Annotated in this window: 9 protein-coding genes and 1 pseudogene; 1 reads left to right on the top strand and 9 read right to left on the bottom strand. The window is 68.2% G+C overall.

Annotated features, from left to right (window positions below):
* Nucleotides 1-304: 304 nt before the first annotated feature.
* Both ACGFYU_RS29835 and ACGFYU_RS29830 read right to left on the bottom strand, forming a co-directional pair.
* The gene (locus ACGFYU_RS29835) at nucleotides 305-2,323 is read right to left on the bottom strand and encodes a DUF6928 family protein (RefSeq protein ID WP_393830405.1); all 2,019 of its coding nucleotides are present in this window, start codon (nucleotides 2,321-2,323) and stop codon (nucleotides 305-307) included.
* Between the two features lie 276 nt (nucleotides 2,324-2,599).
* On the bottom strand, nucleotides 2,600-3,199 hold the full coding sequence (locus ACGFYU_RS29830; RefSeq protein WP_393830404.1) for a thymidine kinase: 600 nt from the start codon (nucleotides 3,197-3,199) through the stop codon (nucleotides 2,600-2,602).
* A gap of 160 nt (nucleotides 3,200-3,359) precedes the next feature.
* On the opposite strand from ACGFYU_RS29830, the pseudogene ACGFYU_RS29825 reads away from it, so the two are divergent.
* A pseudogene (locus tag ACGFYU_RS29825) lies at nucleotides 3,360-3,574 on the top strand (flavin reductase family protein); the annotation flags it as partial.
* On the opposite strand, the gene ACGFYU_RS29820 reads toward ACGFYU_RS29825, so the two are convergent.
* From ACGFYU_RS29820 to ACGFYU_RS29790, 7 genes are all read right to left on the bottom strand, one after another.
* Nucleotides 3,571-6,330 (bottom strand): phosphotransferase, encoded by a 2,760-nt coding sequence (locus ACGFYU_RS29820; protein WP_393830403.1) that lies wholly within the window; start codon nucleotides 6,328-6,330, stop codon nucleotides 3,571-3,573. The pseudogene ACGFYU_RS29825 and the gene ACGFYU_RS29820 overlap by 4 nt on opposite strands.
* A gap of 118 nt (nucleotides 6,331-6,448) precedes the next feature.
* Entirely contained in the window at nucleotides 6,449-7,210 is a 762-nt protein-coding gene (locus ACGFYU_RS29815; protein ID WP_393830402.1) for a hypothetical protein, read from the bottom strand.
* Between the two features lie 429 nt (nucleotides 7,211-7,639).
* Nucleotides 7,640-7,981: a hypothetical protein gene (locus ACGFYU_RS29810; protein WP_393830401.1), complete on the bottom strand. Its 342-nt coding sequence runs from the start codon at nucleotides 7,979-7,981 to the stop codon at nucleotides 7,640-7,642.
* 268 nt (nucleotides 7,982-8,249) lie between these two features.
* Nucleotides 8,250-9,938, bottom strand: coding sequence for an Hsp70 family protein (locus tag ACGFYU_RS29805; RefSeq protein WP_393830400.1), 1,689 nt, complete (start codon nucleotides 9,936-9,938; stop codon nucleotides 8,250-8,252).
* A complete protein-coding gene (locus ACGFYU_RS29800) occupies nucleotides 9,935-11,206 on the bottom strand; it encodes a hypothetical protein (protein ID WP_393830399.1) in 1,272 nt (423 codons plus the stop codon). The genes ACGFYU_RS29805 and ACGFYU_RS29800 overlap by 4 nt, the downstream gene beginning before the upstream one ends.
* Nucleotides 11,203-12,777, bottom strand: coding sequence for a hypothetical protein (locus ACGFYU_RS29795; protein ID WP_393830398.1), 1,575 nt, complete (start codon nucleotides 12,775-12,777; stop codon nucleotides 11,203-11,205). The genes ACGFYU_RS29800 and ACGFYU_RS29795 overlap by 4 nt, the downstream gene beginning before the upstream one ends.
* 206 nt (nucleotides 12,778-12,983) lie before the next feature.
* Complete coding sequence (locus tag ACGFYU_RS29790; RefSeq protein ID WP_393830397.1) at nucleotides 12,984-18,365, bottom strand: DEAD/DEAH box helicase; 5,382 nt, start codon at nucleotides 18,363-18,365, stop codon at nucleotides 12,984-12,986.
* Nucleotides 18,366-18,391 lie beyond the last annotated feature (26 nt).

The following is an 18,391-nucleotide window of genomic DNA, read 5'->3' as shown; positions in this document are numbered from 1 at the left end:
AACGCCGACCCGAAGTGCTCGACGGATTCATCGCCGAGACCGAACTCGGGCTGGAGCCCCCGTAGCCCTGTCACCCCACCCTTTCAACCTCAGCGGCAGCATCGGGGCGACCGTCACGTACCCCTCACGTGCCCGGTTGGCGGCTGGGCGCGGCGGGGAGGGGCCTGGACACCCGCAGGTCAGTGAGTTGGCCGGTCAGGGCCGATGCGGGTACGTGATCTCCCAGACTGGCGCCCTGGCGCTTGATAGTTGGCCTCCCGTATTGATCGGTTCTGCATCTAGCTACGGGTCCGATCAAGGCCGGTCAGCGGTAGGCCGCCGGACCCACGTCCGCGATCACGAGGTCCGGCAGAACGGACAACGCGAGGTCTCGCGAGGCCGCATAGGGGCTCTGGGACCGTTCCGCGATGTCTGGAAGCCAGGCGGCCAGACGGTCCAGCGCGGTCCGCAAGCCAGGTTGGTCACTACGGAGAAGTGCTTCCACGAGCGCCATGATGTCGGCGCGGGACGTGCCGACCGGGGCAGGAAGCGTTGCCAGTCGCTGCCTTGTAACGAGAGCGTCGCCGTCGGAAGTCACTGCGGCGGTCAAGGCGGCTAGGACGAACCGCAGGGCGTCGCTCTCCACCTCCCAGTTCGCCAACAGAGCCGGCATTTCGTGGGCGATGGCTCGGCGTGTCATGTAGTCGGCGGCAGGCTCTTCCCAGACGTTTCCGAGGGCAGCGATTCGGTCCGCCAGGGAGGCAGCCGTCGCACGGCCGGTGACGGCGAGACGCAGCAGATCGCCCAGCAGGACGACCCGTGTTCCTGCTGGGACCCCGGCGTCGCGGATCAGGGCGGCCAAGAACGGAACTGCCTCGACCGTGGCGTCGGTGCAGGTGCCCTGGTGAGCCACGGCATCCGCCAGGTCCCCCAGAAACTCGCCCGTGGAATCGTAGGGCTCCCCAAAGGCGAAATCCTCGTCGAGCAGCCATTCAGCGACATCCGGGATGTCGGCGGCACCCGCATACATCCGCTCGGCAACCGCCACCACTGCCTGGACCGCCTCGACGGGCAGGCCGACTCCAGAGCACGACCACTGCGGACCTGCGGCAGGCGGTACGGGCTCCACCGGCAACGGGTCGGGCAGCGGCACCTCGGCGGCGGCCCTTTCATGAAGCAAGCCGACACGGGGGAAGTGCTGCTCCAGAGTGACCGCGTGTCCCTCCGCGCCACCTTGCGCGAAACCGCCGTGCGACCGGGCTATGCCAGCGACAAGGATCCTTTCACCCCTGAGGAAGGGGTCCAGGGCGAGACGGTCGTGGCCGGAGTAGACGGCCAGGGAGAACACCTGCCACCAGCCCTCCAGCTCAGGATCCATCGACGGTTTCCCGTACCAGAAGCTGGATGGCTCAGACCGGAAGTGGTCGTGGGCCCGAACCGCGATCAGGCGGTGTCGCAGTGCAGCCAGCTCGGCCACTACCGCACCGGCGGCTGCCTCGGTGGGCAGATACGCCGAGTACTGAACACCCCATGCGGGCGGCAATCCGAGAGTCATCGCCCGATCATCCTTCATAGCTCCGGTTCGCCCGCGAGCGGTACCGCAGCAGGCTTCAAGGTGCCGTTTCGGAGCAAGGTGATACGTCGTTCCGCGCATGCGCTGAGCCACCTTCTCCAGGTCGGCCTTACGTTGCGCGGGGGCCGAACCGCCCGGGGCCGTGAGGCGGAAGCCGTGGAGACGGAGGTCGTCCGCGTCGATGTCGTCGGGCGCCCGCCGGCCTTCCAGGATGAAGCCGAAGAAGGCGCGAAGCGCTGCTTCCCCAAGATCGAGCGGGTGGAAGGGCAACGGATACGGTGCCTCGTCGCCCCAGTCCGGGTCGAGCGCCACCGGGTGGTCACCGGCCCAGTACGGAGCCTCGAAGGGAAACGGCTCTCCGATGTCCTCGATGACACCGCTGTCAGGCGACAGACTCAGCGAGCGGATAAGCCTGCCGTCTTCCCAGACCGCGAAGGTGAGCCAGTCCACCACGCTGTGCATCGCGTGTAGGACCATCCTGCGGCCGGCGCCCGCTGCGACCAGGTGGTCGGGAAGCTGCGACGGACGGTCGATCATCAGGCGCCGGTCGCAGACGATGTCCGCGCCCGGGAAGCTCGCGGCGTACGTGAGTCCGTCGGCGGGGTAGGTGCCCTCACCCAGACTTTCGCCCTCCGTGCTCTCCAGGCCCCAGTCCGGGTACAGCCGCCCGACGAGTTCGGTCGTCTCCGCGATTCCGGCTGCGGTCACCTGGCGCAGAGCCGACGGGATGTCCCCGTCCGCGTATACCAGCAAGCCTGTCTTGGCTCCCACGAGCACCCTCCCACCCTCGAATCCATGCGGGATGGACGCTAACCGCAGCCACTGACATCAGCGCAGGTGGAGGCCGCAGGGCCGACGTGGGTTTCCCGAGAACGGTGGAACGGTTCGGCGGCTGGCTGGGAGCCGCAGCCGTTCCTGCAGGTCAGGGGCAGCTCACCTCTGCACACACCAGGTGCCTTCTAAGCACTTGGTCGCAGGTTTCGAGCCGTGCCAGAGGTGCCCTTCGCGGAAAGACCACAGGATGGGCTCGGGCATAGAGGAGAACGATCAGGCATGGTTGACCGGGAGGACGTCCGGGGAGAGGGCGCCCGCGTGGGCCGTGGCCGAGGTCATGCGGCAACGGTGATGGCGGCGGCACAGGACCTCGTAGCCGATCTCCTCCGCAGGGCGGTTCACGTCGCCGACCACGACCTGGGCGCCCTCGACCACCATCTCCCCGTCCACCGTACGGGCGTTGTGCGTGGCCCGGGCGCCGCACCAGCACATCGCCTCGACCTGGAGGGTCTCGACCCGGTCCGCCAGCTCGATCAGCCGCTGCGAACCCGGAAACAGCTTCGTGCGGAAGTCCGTGGTGATACCGAAGGCCAAGACATCCATGCCGAGGTCGTCGACGATCCGGGCAAGCTGGTCGACCTGCTCGGGCGCCAGGAACTGCGCCTCGTCCACGATCACATAGTCCGCCCTGCCTCCCCCGGACAGCTCCGCGACCAGATGGGCATACAGATCCATGCCGTCGGTGACCTCGACCGCCTCGGTCACCAAGCCCAGCCGCGAGGACAGCTTGCCCTCACCAGCCCGGTCATCGCGAGTGAAGACCACACCCTGGAGCCCACGCGCCGACCGATTATGCCCCATGTCCTGTCTCAACGAAGTTTGCCGACGCTGAGTCGCTGACGTGGGCGGATTATCTTCGTTGAGATAGGACGAGGGCCCGGTAGATGGTGAGACGGGCTGCAGGAGACTGTTTGGTGGTGTCTCGTCTCAGCGAAGTTAGTCGTCGCAGCCGGGTCGGCTTCGCGAAGAGCGGGCGGACAAGTCTGCGGGGGTGCCCTACGACGGGCTCCGGCGACGGGCTCATCCCGCCTCACCGGCGCCCCGGCCTGGATCGACAGCACGATCGCCACCGTCCACACGGGCGGGGACCACCTGATCGTGGTGGGCCGAGTCGAGGGCCTGGGCACGCCGGAAGAGAATGATCCGCTGCTGTTTCACCGGGGTCGGTTCGGGCGCTTCAGCGGCTAGCGTGCCTCGCTGGCCGCACGCTCCGTCGCCTTCTTGGTCGCGGGGACTTCCGTCGCCTTATTGGCCCTGGCGACCAGGGCGTCGGCGGCATCGGCGGCCAGGAAGAACGGCAGCCGTCGGTTCACCAAGTCCTCGTGATCGCGGTAGCGGGCGAAGGGGAGCAGAGAGGCGAGCAGGGCCCACTGGTATTCGAGATCGTTGAAGGCCCAGTTCGACTGCTCGCAGCCCTTGAGGATGCTCCGCAGCTTGATGACACAGGTCAGGATCCGGCGGATCCGGTCGTCGTCCAAGTTCTCCGGCAGGACCGGACTCCAGAGTCTGTCCGTGTGCAGCGATTCCGCGAACCACTTGCGGATCACGGTCACCTCTTCCTGCCCCCACAGGAACGTCCGCGACCACAGTGCCGCTTCGAGGCGGGCGAAGTCCTTGGCGATGTGGCCGCGGTGCGTGGTCTCGAAGTCGATCACGTAGAGGTGGGGGTCCGCGGCGTCCGGACCGCTGGCGAGGACGTTCTCGCAGTGCAGATCGCCGTGCGAGACGCAGGTGAGGTATCGGGTCGTCAGCCCGTGCTCACGGTCGTACAGCAGCCAGTCGACGAGCCGGGCGGATTCTGGGGCGGGCGTCGCGACCTCAGCGATCTGCGCCACCAGCCAGAGCGGGCTGGTCCGCTTCTCGTCCGTCTCCTTCAGACCGCCGACGTCGACATGGGCCCCCAGCAGCTCCCCCAGAGTCCGGGGCTGCCAGGTCAGGCCGTCCGGGACACTGAAGACGGTGCCGACTTCCTTCGAGGTAAACTTCTTGAGCTCCGAAGCGGCGTCCTTGCCGGGGCGGTACCCGGCCCGCTCGAAGCCAGTCGGCCGCAGGGCCGGATACTCGCCCCGCAGGTCGCCCACGGCCCGGCTGGCGTTGCTCAGCCAGGGACCGAGCGCCTTGACGAAAAGCTTCTTGACCACCTCGCGGAGCGTCTCGTCGCTCACGGGCTCCTGCCGCGTGAGCCAGTCTCGGAACGTGCTCGGCTCGTCGTCCTCACGGAAGACGTAGGAGGTGAGGATCGCCTGGTAGCGGCTGCCGTTGTTGCGGTTGACGATCGAGGTGGACGAGACCGTGCACTTGCTCGACCGGTAGAACGGCTGGAGCTGTTCGCCGAACTCGTCGAAGTTGCGCTTCTCCCGCTGGACCTTGCTCTCCTCGTCCATCTTCAGCACACCGACCGGTCCGAAGACGTTGCGCGCCAGGAACGTCGGTACCGGTCGGCCGGCGAACAGGGCGCCCTGCACCATGAGGCCGCCGTGCCGGGGTGCCAGTTCGGCGGCCACGCCTTGAAGCAGCCGGTTGGGCAGCTGGAGCGTGTGCTCCCGCTCCGTCAGGGACATCGAGCCAGCTGCGTCCGACGACGTAACCGCCTCCCAGGCGTTCTTCACAACGCTCACGTCTCGGGCCCTGTCCAGCAGGTCGACCGCGGTCTGACGCCAGAACCGGCGGACGTCCCGGTCACGCGCGGACGGATCCTCGCTCTTCTTCGACCTGCGGTACAGCCCTGTGAGCAGCCTCTCCAGCTGGTCCTCGTTCCAGCCGGAGAGGCTCAGAAGCATGAAGGCGGTGCTGTGGTGGTGCTCCGGCCTGTCGGACCACTGGTCGAGCAGATGGGTCGCCCACTCTTCCACTGCGTCCAATCCCCTCACCCGTTCGTCCTGATGGCTGGACTCGGGATCCACGGGTTTGGGGCCGCCGACGAGGAGCTGGATTCCCACGGCATGCCGCAACCAGCCGCACACTTCGGGCAGCTGAAGCTCCAGGTCGACGGTCTGCAGATCGCTGACGGCGACCAGCGCGGTAGCCTCCGCGGCGGCGAGCAGTAGCTCACGTTGATCGTTGTTGTGCCGGCACTCGGCCTGGAAGGTGTGGAGGTAGCCGACAATGTCGGCCACGACCTGGAAATTGTTGGATCTGCGGTGTTTGCGCAGGCAGAAGTTCAGCAGGGCACCCTCCAGGAACCGCATCCGGATCCGCTGCGCCTCGGGCGCGGTGCCGCCATCGTCGTAGTTGGCCATCGCTGAGCGCGCCACCCCCCGGACGGTCGCCGCGCCGGCGACCAGGTCCCGGTACTCGTCCACCGGGACCTGGACGTCTTCGAGGCGTCTGTCCAACATGAGAAGGTCAGCTCTGATGAGGGGTGTCAGGAGCTCGGCGGCATCGGGGGCGCGCTCGGGGACTCCTTCTAACAGCCGTTTCACGAAACCGCCGAACAGCTTCGTGAAGGACTCCTCCCGCGGCTGGTCGGACCGCCAGCTGTCGAGCAGGTCCTCGGCGGCTTGGTGAACGGAGCGGGTCGGCCCTGCGGAGCTCTGCGGTTCGGGCTCGGCCTCGGCGTCGGCAACCGCCGGGTCGTCCTCCTGATCCGGGTCGACAGGACCGAGCTGCGCGAGCCTCAGACGGCAGTCGTCGATCGACGGCTGGTATCTCTCCGGCCGTGATTCGTATAAACGGATGGCCAGTTCGAACAGGTTGCGGGCCCGTCGGGGGTCTGCCCCCACGTAGTGCCTCTCTGCGGCCAGCTTCGCCGCATTGGCGATTTTGAAGGTGGGCCCCGCGAAGTTCCCGCTCGCGAGTTCCTCCTCAGCCGTAGCCAGGATGCCGCGCGCCCTCGCCAGGTCACCCGTCAGTCGGCCGTCCTCCCCGGCGATGTCCTGCAAGGCCTTGGTGACGTAGCGGTACGCCTCGTTGAACTCCTCCGGCGACACCGGCGAAGCAGCCATCGTCTGTCCTTTCCGAAGATCGCGACAACCCCTTACGGCCAGGGGTGAACAGAGCAGCATCGGCAGGTGACTCATGGTCGGGTGGCCTGCGGACCACGGCGCAGGCCACCACGACGGCTCAGTTCACCGAGGTGACATCTTCCCGGACCCGGCGGTCGCCCGCGAGGAAGGCCGACTGGGGCAGGATCACGTGTGCCTGCGACCGTCCTCGGGTGATGTCGCGCCGGGTCACGCCGATGACCAGAGATTCCTCGGTGTCGGCCGCCAGGCTTAGCACGGCCGCGCGGAGTTCGGCCGTCTCAGGCTTGTCGGTCACGAGGTCGTACACCTCGAAGAAGCGGATTTGCCGGTAGGTCTCCCCCGGCACCTTTAGCGGCCCGTCGATGTGCCTGCTCACGGGCCGGAAGCCAGCTTCACCGGCCAGCGGGACGAGCTCCTCGTGACCCACCTCGCCCAGTTCTTCGACGAGTTCGCGGCGCAGACACTCGGTCGCCGCCTCACGGTCCTGGCCGCGATGGAGCCAGCGGGCGAAGCTCAGGACCCGCAGGGCCGGGATAAAGCCGCGCAGGTCGTGCCGCATCTCGCTGCGGGTGCGGCCCTCAGGTTCGAAGCCGAACCGCTCGAGCGGGGGCTTTGCCGCTTCGTGGTACTTCACCACGCCCCCGGGCGGCCCGAAGGCCCCAGGGCGGGTGACCGAGGAGAAGAGGACGTAGTGGTCCTCGTCGTGCACTCGCAGCAGTACGGCGACGGAGACACGCACGCGGCTCGCCGGTGTGAGCAGGACGCGGAGCAGAGTGAGGTGCCGCCTGTTCTGCCACAGGATCCGGCCTATCGCGGTCAGCAGAGCGACAACGACGCCACCGACGATCTTCTCCACCACCAGGACAGCCCTCCCCGTCGAGCACGCGTCACCCGGCGTCATCAATGTACCGCCCCAGACACCCAAGTTGACCGTCGATCACGCGTTCAGGTCACTATCACCTCAAGGTTGCGGCGGCGGATCACCAGGCTCGCGCGGCCGGACTTCGCTCGTAGTCATCCACCACTGCCCTGTCTTCGTCTCGACTGCATAGGCGAGTACCTCAAGTACGAGGTGCCAAGGTCCATCCGGAGCGAACTCAGCGGGACTCTGTCGGATGTGCGTCAGATGGTCCGCATCAACGGCGCCAGACCAGTCGTGTGTCGTGTTGACCCAGGAAGCCCTCGATATGTCCACCGGCCAAGTATCCCGCCTGGTGGGCCCGGCCGTGCGGCCAACCCCCTGGCTGACGACGGCTCACGGAATTCGTGCCTGAACCGGAACAAGGCGTTAAAGCCAGACGAGGTCATCACCGTGCGAGGGCAGGGTGTCGGGGTGGAGTTCGGCAAGGAGGATGTCCGGCCGATCGTTCTCGACCCTCGATTCCCCCGCCGTGTACCTCGTGGCGGGGGTGCGGGCGTCCATCCCCGGACTCGTGTCCCCGATCTGGATACGCTGAAGCGAAGCGGGGAGACGTCCCGGCCGGTACGTGAACTCCTGCCGGATCCTGTCGATAGTCCAGGGGGGAACGACCGCTGGAGCGGTGACGACCGTTGTGGAGTCGCTCTGTTCGGGGAGCCAGATGTTGACCGGAAGCGTGCGGGGAGCAGCGGGCGTCGACTTCGTGGTCATGGCGGGCGTGCCGCTTCAGGCAGGGCATTCGTACTGACACTCTCCTATGGAGACTAATCGCCCACATCGTGCCAGCACCCTCTCTACCGCAGACGGCATCGCTGCAGGTCCACGGCGTAATGCCCCACCCCGGATGGTCATGGCCTCATGGGGACGTCGGAGGTGGTGTCGCGTCGTCCCCGGTTGCCGGTTCGAGGGGTTACCCGAGAGCCGTTCCTGACGGGCCCCTCGGGGTGGCACTACAGCAAGGCCGTCGGCAGGGCCCAGGTCAGACCCTCATCTGAGGAACACCGTTCACAGTGAGCCCAGGGTCGGATGCCGGGGGATCCGGCTCCTCCTCTTCTTCATCCTCGTCCCGCTCCGCAGGCTGCTCACCGGTGGCGATCAGAGGGACTTCGGTGTGCGAGAGCAAGCGAAGGAGCTCGCCGTGCAAGCCGTCCTGGAGCGGAGTTCCGTCCTTTCCGAAGGAGTCGATCTCGCCACTGAAGAGAGGGCGCTGGGTTGCCTCGTGGATGACCTTGACCGTGAGGATTCCGCTGTGGTCGTAGAGGAAGCGAACGAGGACGGCATTGCGCTCGGGGTCCTGCTCGGGCCTTGGAAGCCTCACTTCCAATCGGGCCAGAGGGAAGGCACGGTCGCTGTCGGCCGGGTAGCCCTGCTCGCCTTCGATGATCTCGACGATCACGGAGGAGGCGTAGGGACGGGAGGGGGTGAAGCGACGCTCGCCCTTGGCGGCAAGCGTGCGGTTCCTGCGGATGACCGGCTGGAATCCCTTGCGCGGGCCGGCGGCGAAGGCGGTGCCGAGGTCGTAATTGGTGACGAGGCTGAAGCGGTCCTTGTGGTCAGGGTCGTCGAGGGCGGCGGAGTAGACCGCCGCGCCGCGGGCTACGGCGGTCATCGGGTTGCAGAGCTCGGGCGGCAGGATCCGGTCGGCGCCGAAGACGCTGGCGACGGCATCGCGGGCTTCGGGAATCTGGGAAGTGCCGCCGATCATGAGCACGGCGTCGACGTTGGCAGGGCTGATGCCGGTGTCCTGGAGGCACTGGGCGAGCGGCTCCATGGCGCGTTCGATCAGCGGGGCAACCGCCGTCGTGTACTCCTCGCGCGAGACAGTTACTGACCTGCCGAGGGCCGGGATATCGACCGGGACCTCCGGCATGTCCCGGCGTGAGAGCGAGATCTTCGTCAGCTCAACTTCCCTGCGCCACCAGTTGCGCTCTTCCCTCGACAGCTTCTCCGGCGTCTGTCCGAGCTTCTTGAGAACGATCCGCGCAAGCGCCTCGTCGAACTCGAGTCCGCCCAGCGCGGCAACCCCGCGGGATGAGAGCTCCTCGAAGTACTTCCCGTCGTAGTCCAGCAGCGTGACGTCGATCGTGCCGCCGCCCCAGTCGAATATCAGCAGCCTGCCTGCGATATCAATGTCATTGGCGTACGAGATGGCTGCTGCTGTTGGCTCGTTGAGCAGGGCCTTCACGGTGATCCCGGCCAGCCGTGCTGCCGCACGGGTACGGTAGCGCGCTCCCCCGGTCGCGTTGGCGGGGACAGTGATCACGGCTTCGCTGAGGTCAAGGAAGTCGCGCTGGGCAGCGGTTTTCATCTGCGCGAACAGGGCGGCCGCCGCCGCGGTACTGCGGAACGGTTTGTTGCCGATCCAGACGTGTTGCTCTTCAAGCAGCGGTGTGTCGGTATCCGCCTGGCCAGTGCCGGCAGACCGGGTGCCCAGCATGCGCTTGACCGCGTCGACGGGTGAGTCCGACGCGGTCTTCGCTGTCCAGCCGAAGCTGAGGGTGCGCTGCAGCTCCCTCACGCCGAGAACTGAGGGGAAGAGGTCCTCGAACTCGGGCAGGCGCCACTGTGCGGGGACGTTCCCGCCGTCGACCGGCACGATCTCGCTTGAGGACCCGTCCGAGCGCGCGACGACGGAGTTGCTGGTCCCGAAATCGATTCCGAATGTCACTGGTCTCCCTGGTTCTCAGAGTCGTCGCTCTTGCTGGCGGGTGCAGAGCCCAGGAGCTTTGTCCTAAAGGTGTGCAGCGCTGGAGCGGCTGTCCCCGTCGATGGACGGGCGCGAGTTGAGCGAGGAGCTCCGCTACGGCTGTCTGGAGCGGAGCCCAGAGCCTCTTCCTGCGGACTGGTATGACGAGCAGAAGCCGCCGTGCGGTCTTCTGGCATAGCCGTCTGAGACCCCTCGGCAGCCGCGCGGGTATGCCGCCTGCGCAGTGGCAGCCTGTCCGACGGGCTCGTATCCGGCCTCTGCCGGCCGGTGCTGCCATTCCCCTGCCGGTCAACGACCCGTTCGGCATGGCTTGCGACAGTTCCTCTGGGCTCCGCTTCCTCACGGCGTTCAGCCGGAGCCCGGTGCGCAGCAGGTTCGCCCGTCGTTGCCTTGGGCTGGCCGTTGTCCTGCGGCGTTCCGCCCGGCTCATCCCCCGGAACCTGCTTCCGCTGCTGATGGGGGCGCGAAGTCCTCCCGTGGTCCTTCCCACGCGGCGTCTGGTCCGTCCCGGCCGCCTGCGCAAGCCTGACCCATCCGCGCTCAACAGTGCGCCTGGTCTCGGTGTCGGTATATGCCGGGCTAACTACCTCGTAGTCGTCGCCGCTTGTCGGCAGCGCTGTGGCCGCCGCGCTACCCGGCTGCACGAGATTGAACACCGAGAGGTCACCGGGCTCGGTGACCCGCAGAAGTCCCGCAAGCCCCAGTTCGGCCTCGATTCTCTCCTGGAGCTGCCGGAGGGAGGTGGCATGTGCTGCGGCCCGGTCGATGACTGCTAGCTGTGCGAGGTGCCGGTCGCGCGCGCGCATCCCCTCGATCACCCCCGCGCGCAGAGAGTCAGCGATCTGCTTCCCGACCGCTCTCAGAGCACGTGCCGTCTCGCTACCGTTCTCGCCCTCCGCCGCGCGGATCGTCTCGGACAGGGCAGACAGTCCAGCCTCGGTCTTCGGCTCCACAGCCGAAAGAAGCGATGCGAGCAGCGCAGCAGCGTCGAAAGTCCCCGGTGTGGTCTCTGGATGGCCCAGTCCGATCCAGATTTCCACAGGACGCTTGTACGGCCCCTCATTGCGGGTGCCGCCCCGGGTCCCCGACGGCGGCGGCGTCTGCTGTGCAGCCGCCGACCGCCTCGTCTTCTTGTGGTTCCCGGGCTTCCCCTTGTCCTTGTCCCTCACCGGGAATTGCCCCGGCTTGCCATTGCCCACCGAAGACGCCTTCTTGCTGGACTTGCTCACTCACTGCTGCTTTCAGAAATGGGGACCGGGCCGCGGCCTGTCGACCAAGGCAGCCCGAGATTGTCGCAGGCGACTCGGAGTATGCCCTCCGCCGCCCAGCTCCTCGCGTACTCGCGCTCCTCAGCGGTAGCCGGGCTCGTTCGGCGCGGCATGGGCTGTGCCCCTGCCTGGAAGGGTGCACTGCCGACGGCTGGGGCCTCCCACTTCGCGGGGGAGAGCGGCAGCCGGAAGGAGCCTGTGGCCGCGTGGCCGCGCTCTTCGTCCTGGATCGCGTCCTTGGCTTGGTTCACAGCGGCCTCCCCCTCATCGTCCAGGCGTCGGCGAAGTGTCCGCCAGACCTCCTTCCATTCGTCCTCTCGCGCAAGGTCCCGCACACCGAGGGCCAAGTACGGGTTCAGTACGTGCTCACTGTCCCGGTGCTGCCGGAGCTTTCGGAGGACCTCCCTGTTGTGCTCAAGGTTCGTACGCGCCTGCCGGGTGAGCTGGTCCTCGCTCATCCCCTCGCGGGAAGACACCGGCCTCATCTCTTCCAGGGCGTCGTCGTAAGGCGGAGCGGGTGAGGTACTGAGGAGGAGAAGGTAGGCGCAGATGTTCCTGGCCTCCCAGCTGGCACCCGTCCTGATGCCCTGCAGCGGCCGGGCCTCGTCCCACGCACGCCGGAAGGCCGCATCGGAGCGCTCGCGGTCGCCGTGGAGTCGTGCGAGGTGCCCGTTCCTTACCATCCGCAGGATCCGCCGGACCATGAACCAGCTGGCGAACTGCTGCTGCGCGCGCAGATTCACCGGCGCGTGCGGGGCAAGCTTCTCCAAAGCCGGCCACAGCCACTTCCGCCCCATGAGGGAGTCGGGTATACGGCCTCTCTCCCGCACCTCGGCCAACTGCGCCGCCAGGGACTGCTGTTCAGGGGAGAGAATGGTCACACTGTCGATCACCGAGACATCGCCTCCGGCGAGACGTGTGGCGAACTCACGGCGAGTGGCCTCCTCCTCCCAGCCGAGCTCGGCCAGCCGCTGGCTGGGGACCAGCCCCGGGGTGAGGCGAGCCTGAAGGTAGAGGCTGTGGCCGCCGGCTGCAGGCAGGGCGTGACTGCGGAGCAAGTTCCGCTCGATGAGGTCGTCGACGACGGGGAGCGGCAGGTTCTGGAGCAGCTCCTGCTGGGCTTCGTCCGTGATCCGGATCCGCTGGGTGGCCCGCTTGTAGTTGGTGTACTGCCTCCAGGCCACATCGGGGTCCGCTTCCCCGCCGCCTGCTGGTCCGCTGGTGTAGCCGTCGTGGACGCGGCCGGGCAGGTCGTCCGCAAGCGCCCTCGCGCGGGCCGCCTGCAGGTGCGGCAGCAGCTCCGGAAAGGAGCCGAGAGCCCCTGCGAGCGCGGTAACCGCAGCGACCGGTCGCAGCGGCAGCACAGCGGACACCGCCGCCGCGGCAAGCGAGTCCCTGGCAGCGTAAGTCGCGCGTCCTTCCAGCGCGGATGCGGAGAAACCCGCGGCGCGCACCGTCTCCGCCACGTCCCGGACCGCGTCGACGGCCGCCTTCCAGTCCTCCTCGGACAGGAAGCCGTCGGGGAGCCGCACTGCGGCGGACTCCGGACCGACGAGGGCCCGCTGCTCCTTCGCGGCCGGAGCTACGGGGGCCGCGCCGGGCTCTTCGCCCGCTGCCCGGGCAGTAATCAGGGCGAGCCGCCGCTGCCGTTCCCGCTCGATGATCTCGGAGCGGGAGGGTGCCGTGCTGCCAGGAGCAGATGCAGGCGACGGGGTGTGGGAGAAGAGCGGGTTCACCGTCACAGCTCGTCCTCCGCGTACTCGGCGATGGCGGAGGTCACTGCCGCCGGGGTCCTGTCGAGACAGTACGCGTCGACGAATGCGGTCCGCTCCGCGAGCCCGAGGTCAACGGCGGCTTTGGAGAGAACGCGCAGGCGCGGTGCCATGGATTCGGATTCGGCGGACTCCAGCGGGTGCTTGACCGCTACGGCGACGGGCTCTTCTGAGAAGTCGCTCTCCACCACCGCTATTAGTCCGGCAGGTGTCGTGCGGACTGCCGCTTCAATGTCGGTGCGGTCTTCGGCCCAGCGGGTGAGGAGCAGGCCGTGGGCAGCAGTGTCCACGTGGAGGGAGCATCCGCGGAGGACGCCGACGAGATCACGGGCGAGCCGCCAGTCGAGCAGCGGGTGCAGCCGCATGTTCGAGTAGTCGCGCAGGCATCGGTAGCAGGATCCCAGGCATTCCTGCTCATGGCTGAGACCGAGGTTGCTGCTGTAGGCCTGGACCACGTCGAGGAACTTCTCGATGTGCTCCGGGTCGCCCAGGTGGGTGCTGAAGCCAGCGCCGTTCTCGAGGCTGTCCGCGAGATACGCGAAGACCGGGGACGCGGCGGACGCCGATCCGTGGATGCCGGCGAGGAGTTCTTCGGACTGCACGTCCAGGTAGGGGGCGGCCGCGCGGCGGAGAAGCGCGGACAGCGAGTACCAAGCGGCACGACGGCCGTGCACCGGGTCAGTGAAGCCGTGTTGCTGGGTGTACTCGGCGACGTCGAACCTGAGGCCGCGCTCAGGATCGACGGCGGCGCGAGCACCGAGGAAGAGCATGTCGGTGTGCTCGGTGCCACCGAGCGCGGTTTCGATATCTGCCTGGGCCTTCGGGTTGTCGACCACGTGGTAGCCGCGCCAGGGGCCGTTGGCCTTCTTGAACCGGAAGAGTCGGCCGTTGTTGCTGTTGACGGTGTACCGCTGGCCACTGCCGGCATGGACGACGAGCCAGTCATCCACATTCCGCGTGACCCGCGGTGCCTCACTCTCCAGGTCGGCGGCGGTGCGGGTGCTCGCGCCGCCCTGGCCCCATTCGCGGGAGCCGTCGTAGTCGCGGGGCTCGCCAGCCCGGAATCCGGCCGGCTCGCGGACCGGGAACGCCGCGTAGCTGCGGCCGCTCGCGCCGCACGCCGGGCACGCTGTAGCGTCGCCTTCCTTTTCGACGGGCTGGATGTGCGCGCAGAGGCGGCACATGGCGACCCAGTTCTCAGGGCCGAAGGGTTCCTCCGCCGGGAGCGGCTTGGAGCGCCCTGGCCGGAAGGAAACGACGCCCATGGACTGGTGCAGGCGTCCATCGCGCGGTGTCTCGGCGCCAGGAGCGAACTTGGTGAGGGAGACCGTGAGGTTGCGGTCGATGGCGCCGTCGGGCGGCCAGGGGAAATTCCGCTCCGGGAGCTTGGTGTAGAGATAGCGCACCCTGGTGGGGAACCCGAACATCGGCAGCAAGCCGGACTCGGCAAGCCGCTGGCTCAGGTCGGGGTGGCCGCTGGTGCCCGCGGCGACTTCGTCGATACGGTCGATGAGCTCGTCGACGTGGGCCAAGGGGTCGAGGGAGGCGACTGAGGCGGGGGTGCGTGCCTGCAGTGCGCGGCCCGCTGCCGCCACGCTTTCGCGGTTCGCCGCCACCCAGCGCCGTACGGCTTCGCGGTGGACCAGCCAGTCCTCAGCCGTGCCGAACTCGCCGTGGATGTTCTGCGTCAGCAGCGCCTTCGCGCTCCCCCCAGTCTCGGTGATGGAGGCGAACGCCTGTCGGAGCACCTCGCCGAGCAGGACTCGCTTGAAGACGGACTGCATGCCGAGAGCCAGGTACGGCGGCGGAGTGGGGGCGTTGGTGATCTCGCCCGGCCTCGCGAAGTAGTGCTCGTCGTGGCTCCGGCCGCGGCATACCGTGAGGGCGGTCGCAGTGGGACTGCCGCGACGGCCAGCCCGGCCGACACGCTGCTGGTAATTAAACCGGGTGGGCGGCATGTTCGCCAGCATTACGGTGCTGAGGGAGCCAACGTCGACGCCGGCCTCCATCGTGGTCGTCACGGAGAGGACTTCGATGCCATCGGCGGCCTCCACGTCATCTTCGCCGAGGAAGACGTCCTGGAACCGGGCCTGGCGAGACTGTGCCTCAATCCGGTCGGTCTGCCCGGTGAGTTCGGCTGCGCGCAGCGGGAAGTTCCCGGTGCCAGTACCCGCCTTCCAGGCGTAGTAGTCGTCATTAAGTGCGCCCGCGTACTTCTGCGGGTCGGCGGGGAGCGGCGTGCGGCACTTCGTACAGATTCCCGCGCCCGGGTGGAGGTGGGGGCGGCGGCAGGCGGGGCAGGTCCAGGTGCGGCCACCGCCTGCCCGCAGGGAGACCTTGCCGGGGTCGATGGTGTACTGGACGACGGTGGTTCCCCATACGCTGAGGACGCGGTCCATCACGCTCCCGTACTCCGTGCCCTCCTTCTGGGCGACCGCCTTCCAGAACCAGGCGAGCGGAGCGGGAGGCTTCTCAGAGCCGCCGCGCAGTTCCTTGAAGCGGCGCATCATGCCGAGCACCCGCAGGCTGGACCTGGCCAGGGCAACGTCGGAGTCCGGCGGCAGGTCGATCGGTGAGCGGTCGTCGGAGAGGCTGAGCCAGCCGAGACCGAGCGACTCGAAGTCCATGCCCGCGCCGGTAAAGAGGCCCTGGACGAATTCCCGGCCGAGGTTGTCCTCAATCCGCTGGAGGAAGTCCTCCTGTTCACCGGTCAGACCGGCCTTGCGTCCGCGGTCGCCCTTCCAGTCGAAAAGGGAGGTCCACCGGATGCCCTTGTGCTCCTGCAGGGACGCGGCGGGGCCTCCGGGGTTGATGCCCTGGTCGAGCAGGCGTCCGCGGAGGTCGTACCGGAGGTCTGCGAAGGACGGGAGCCGGCCGAGTACGGATTCCAGCTCCGGCTGCCGGGCAGGGTCGGCGAGCGGGTCGCCGCGCAGGATGTCCTTAAGGGCGGGGACCTCGTGCGGGTACCTGCTCTGCAGGCGCCGGGCGGCGGCGGCAGCCTCATCCCGGTCGACCGGGCCGCTCGGGCTGTCTCCGTAGAGGTCCTTGAACAGCCGGAGATCCGCCAGTGGGTCGCCCTGCTGCTGGACGGCGTCGGCCGCCATGAGGCGCAGGAGGTCCTGGTAGTGGCGGAGGGAAAGGCCGCTGGCGAGGTCGGCCGCGTCGTCGCGGCTGTCGGAAAAGGCGATGAGCTTGCGCTCGCCGTCGGGGAGGTGCCCGAGGGCTTCGGTGGTGAGGACCTGGTTGAGCTTCTCGAAACCGGTGCGCATACGACGCACCGGCGTGCTGCGCAGGCGTGCGGGGTGGTCGATGCCCACGGGCTTCATCGCCCCAGTGCGGGGGTCGCGGACCTGCTTCTGCTCCCAGTCATCCCCGCAAGCGGGGCAGCTGGTGGGGAAGGGCGGCAGGCTTCTGAGGTCGATCGACTTGCCCTCCTTCGGCTGGTCGGGGACGACGTGGAAGGACCAGCCGGTGGGGTCGGCCTTGTTGTTGGCCAGGCGTCCTGTGGCTGGCTGATAGCGGCTCTGTCGGAACTCGAACGTGGCGCGGCGGCCGTTGTTGGACTCCCCACCGCCCCAGGAGGATTCGTCCAGCCCTAGGGCCTCGGTGCGCGGCCAGTAAACGATGTAGTTGCCCGCGTCGGGGGATCCGGTCGTCTCGTCCGGCAGGCGGTCGAAGTCCGGAAAGTCGGTGTGCAGGGAGCCCATGAATGCCTGCCGTCCCATCAGGGACGGCACGGTGTAGCCGCCGAGCATGGGATCGCCGCAGCTCTGGCAGTACAGGAGTTCCAGTACGCGGGCGCCGCAACTGCATCGGGGGGTAGGGGTGCGGAAGAGGCGGCCCACCCGGCGCCGCGGGCTGCGTTCGCCGGGAACATCGGGGCAGGCCGGATCCGAGCAGGCCCATATGCCGTCGATGTTGCGGAAGAACATGTGGGCGCGGAGCTTGGGGCGTCCCCTGCCATCCGCGGCGGCGAGCGCCCGGAGCGCGCCCTGCAGCGCCGCTGCCTGTTCGGCGGGCGATGCGGTGCCGGGGAAAAGCGTGGTTGCGGCTTCGGAGAGCGGCAGGGCCCGGGGCTTCCCCTCGGGTGCGAGGGCCAGCGCGAGCGCGTCCGCGGCGCCGGTCGCGTCCAGAAGACGGTCCGCCTCCGCCTGCGTCAGCTCCTGACCAGCGGACTCGGCAAGGGCGCTCGCGTAGCTGGAGAGGCCGACCGGCCTCGGGGCGGGCAGGAGGAGGGTGCCGGGAATAACTCTGTGGCGGCCTTCGGGCAGGGCGAAGAAGGACTCGAGGAAGTCGTCGTCGCGGCCGGCCTCGAGCGAGGCTGAGGCGGCCAGGACACGGAACTTCTCCGGTGAGGTGTCCAGTCCGAGCCGGTGGCGCAGCTTGCGCAGGAGGTAGGCGACTTCAGTTCCGGCCGTGCCCCGGTACATGTGCAGCTCGTCTACTACGAGGGTGAAGCGGGCTCCGGGACTGGTCTCAAGCCACTGCCGGGTGGCCCGGAATATGGGGGCCTCCTGCGCCCTCATCAGCATGATGTTGAGCATGGAGTAATTGGTGACGAGGATGTCCGGGGACGCGTGCTGCATGTCCCAGCGGGCGTGCATCTCCGCGCCGCCGACGCGCGGGATGAAGTCGTGGAACTTGCCGCCGCTGCGCTCCTCGCGCTCTTCGAGGCCCTTCATGTAGGTGCGCATCCGGTCGGTGGCGGGCGCGGAGTCCACGGGGCCGGCTACCGGGGTCGCGCCCGTGTAGCGGCCGAAGTAAAAGCGGTGCCCGCCGCGGTGGCGGTCCAGCCACTCGCGGGCGGGGTCACTGTCGAGCGCCCTGCGCAGCCGCACCATCTGGTCGTCGGCGAGGGCGTTGGTCGGGTAAAGGACCAGAGCGCGCATCGCTGCCGGGTGCCCGGGCTCGGTGCCCCGGCTCGGAACGTAGCCCTCGCGGCCCAGCCACCAGCGGGGCTGGCTGCTGCCCCGCCCGGTCCATTCCGCCGACTCTGCGACAAGGTCGGCGATGAGCGGCAACATGAACGCCTCGGTCTTGCCCGAGCCGGTACCCGCGGTGACCACGAAGTCCCGGCCGTCGCCGCACGCGGCGACGAGGGCGTCGTGCTGGTGCCGGTAAAGCTCGTCGACCCCGTCCGGCAGCGCGAACCTGGCGAACTCGGCGGCCTGCGGGTTCGCCCCGGCCTTCCGGAAGGACTCCGGCAGGGACATCCCGCTCAGCTCGTACTGGGGCCGAAGCTCGACCAGCGGCTCCCGCCACGCCCCGCCGTCAGTGTCGAGCAGCCGCCGCCGCTCCTCCATGACCGAGACGTCGTCGACGGCGAACGGCGTGTCGTAGTAGCGCATGAGGGTGTCCCTCAGCGCCTTGAAAG

The sequence above is a fragment of the Streptomyces sp. NPDC048337 genome, from assembly GCF_043201175.1.
GTDB lineage: Bacteria > Actinomycetota > Actinomycetes > Streptomycetales > Streptomycetaceae > Streptomyces.
Note: the sequence above shows the minus strand (reverse complement) of the source record. Positions and strands in the feature narration are given on the sequence as shown.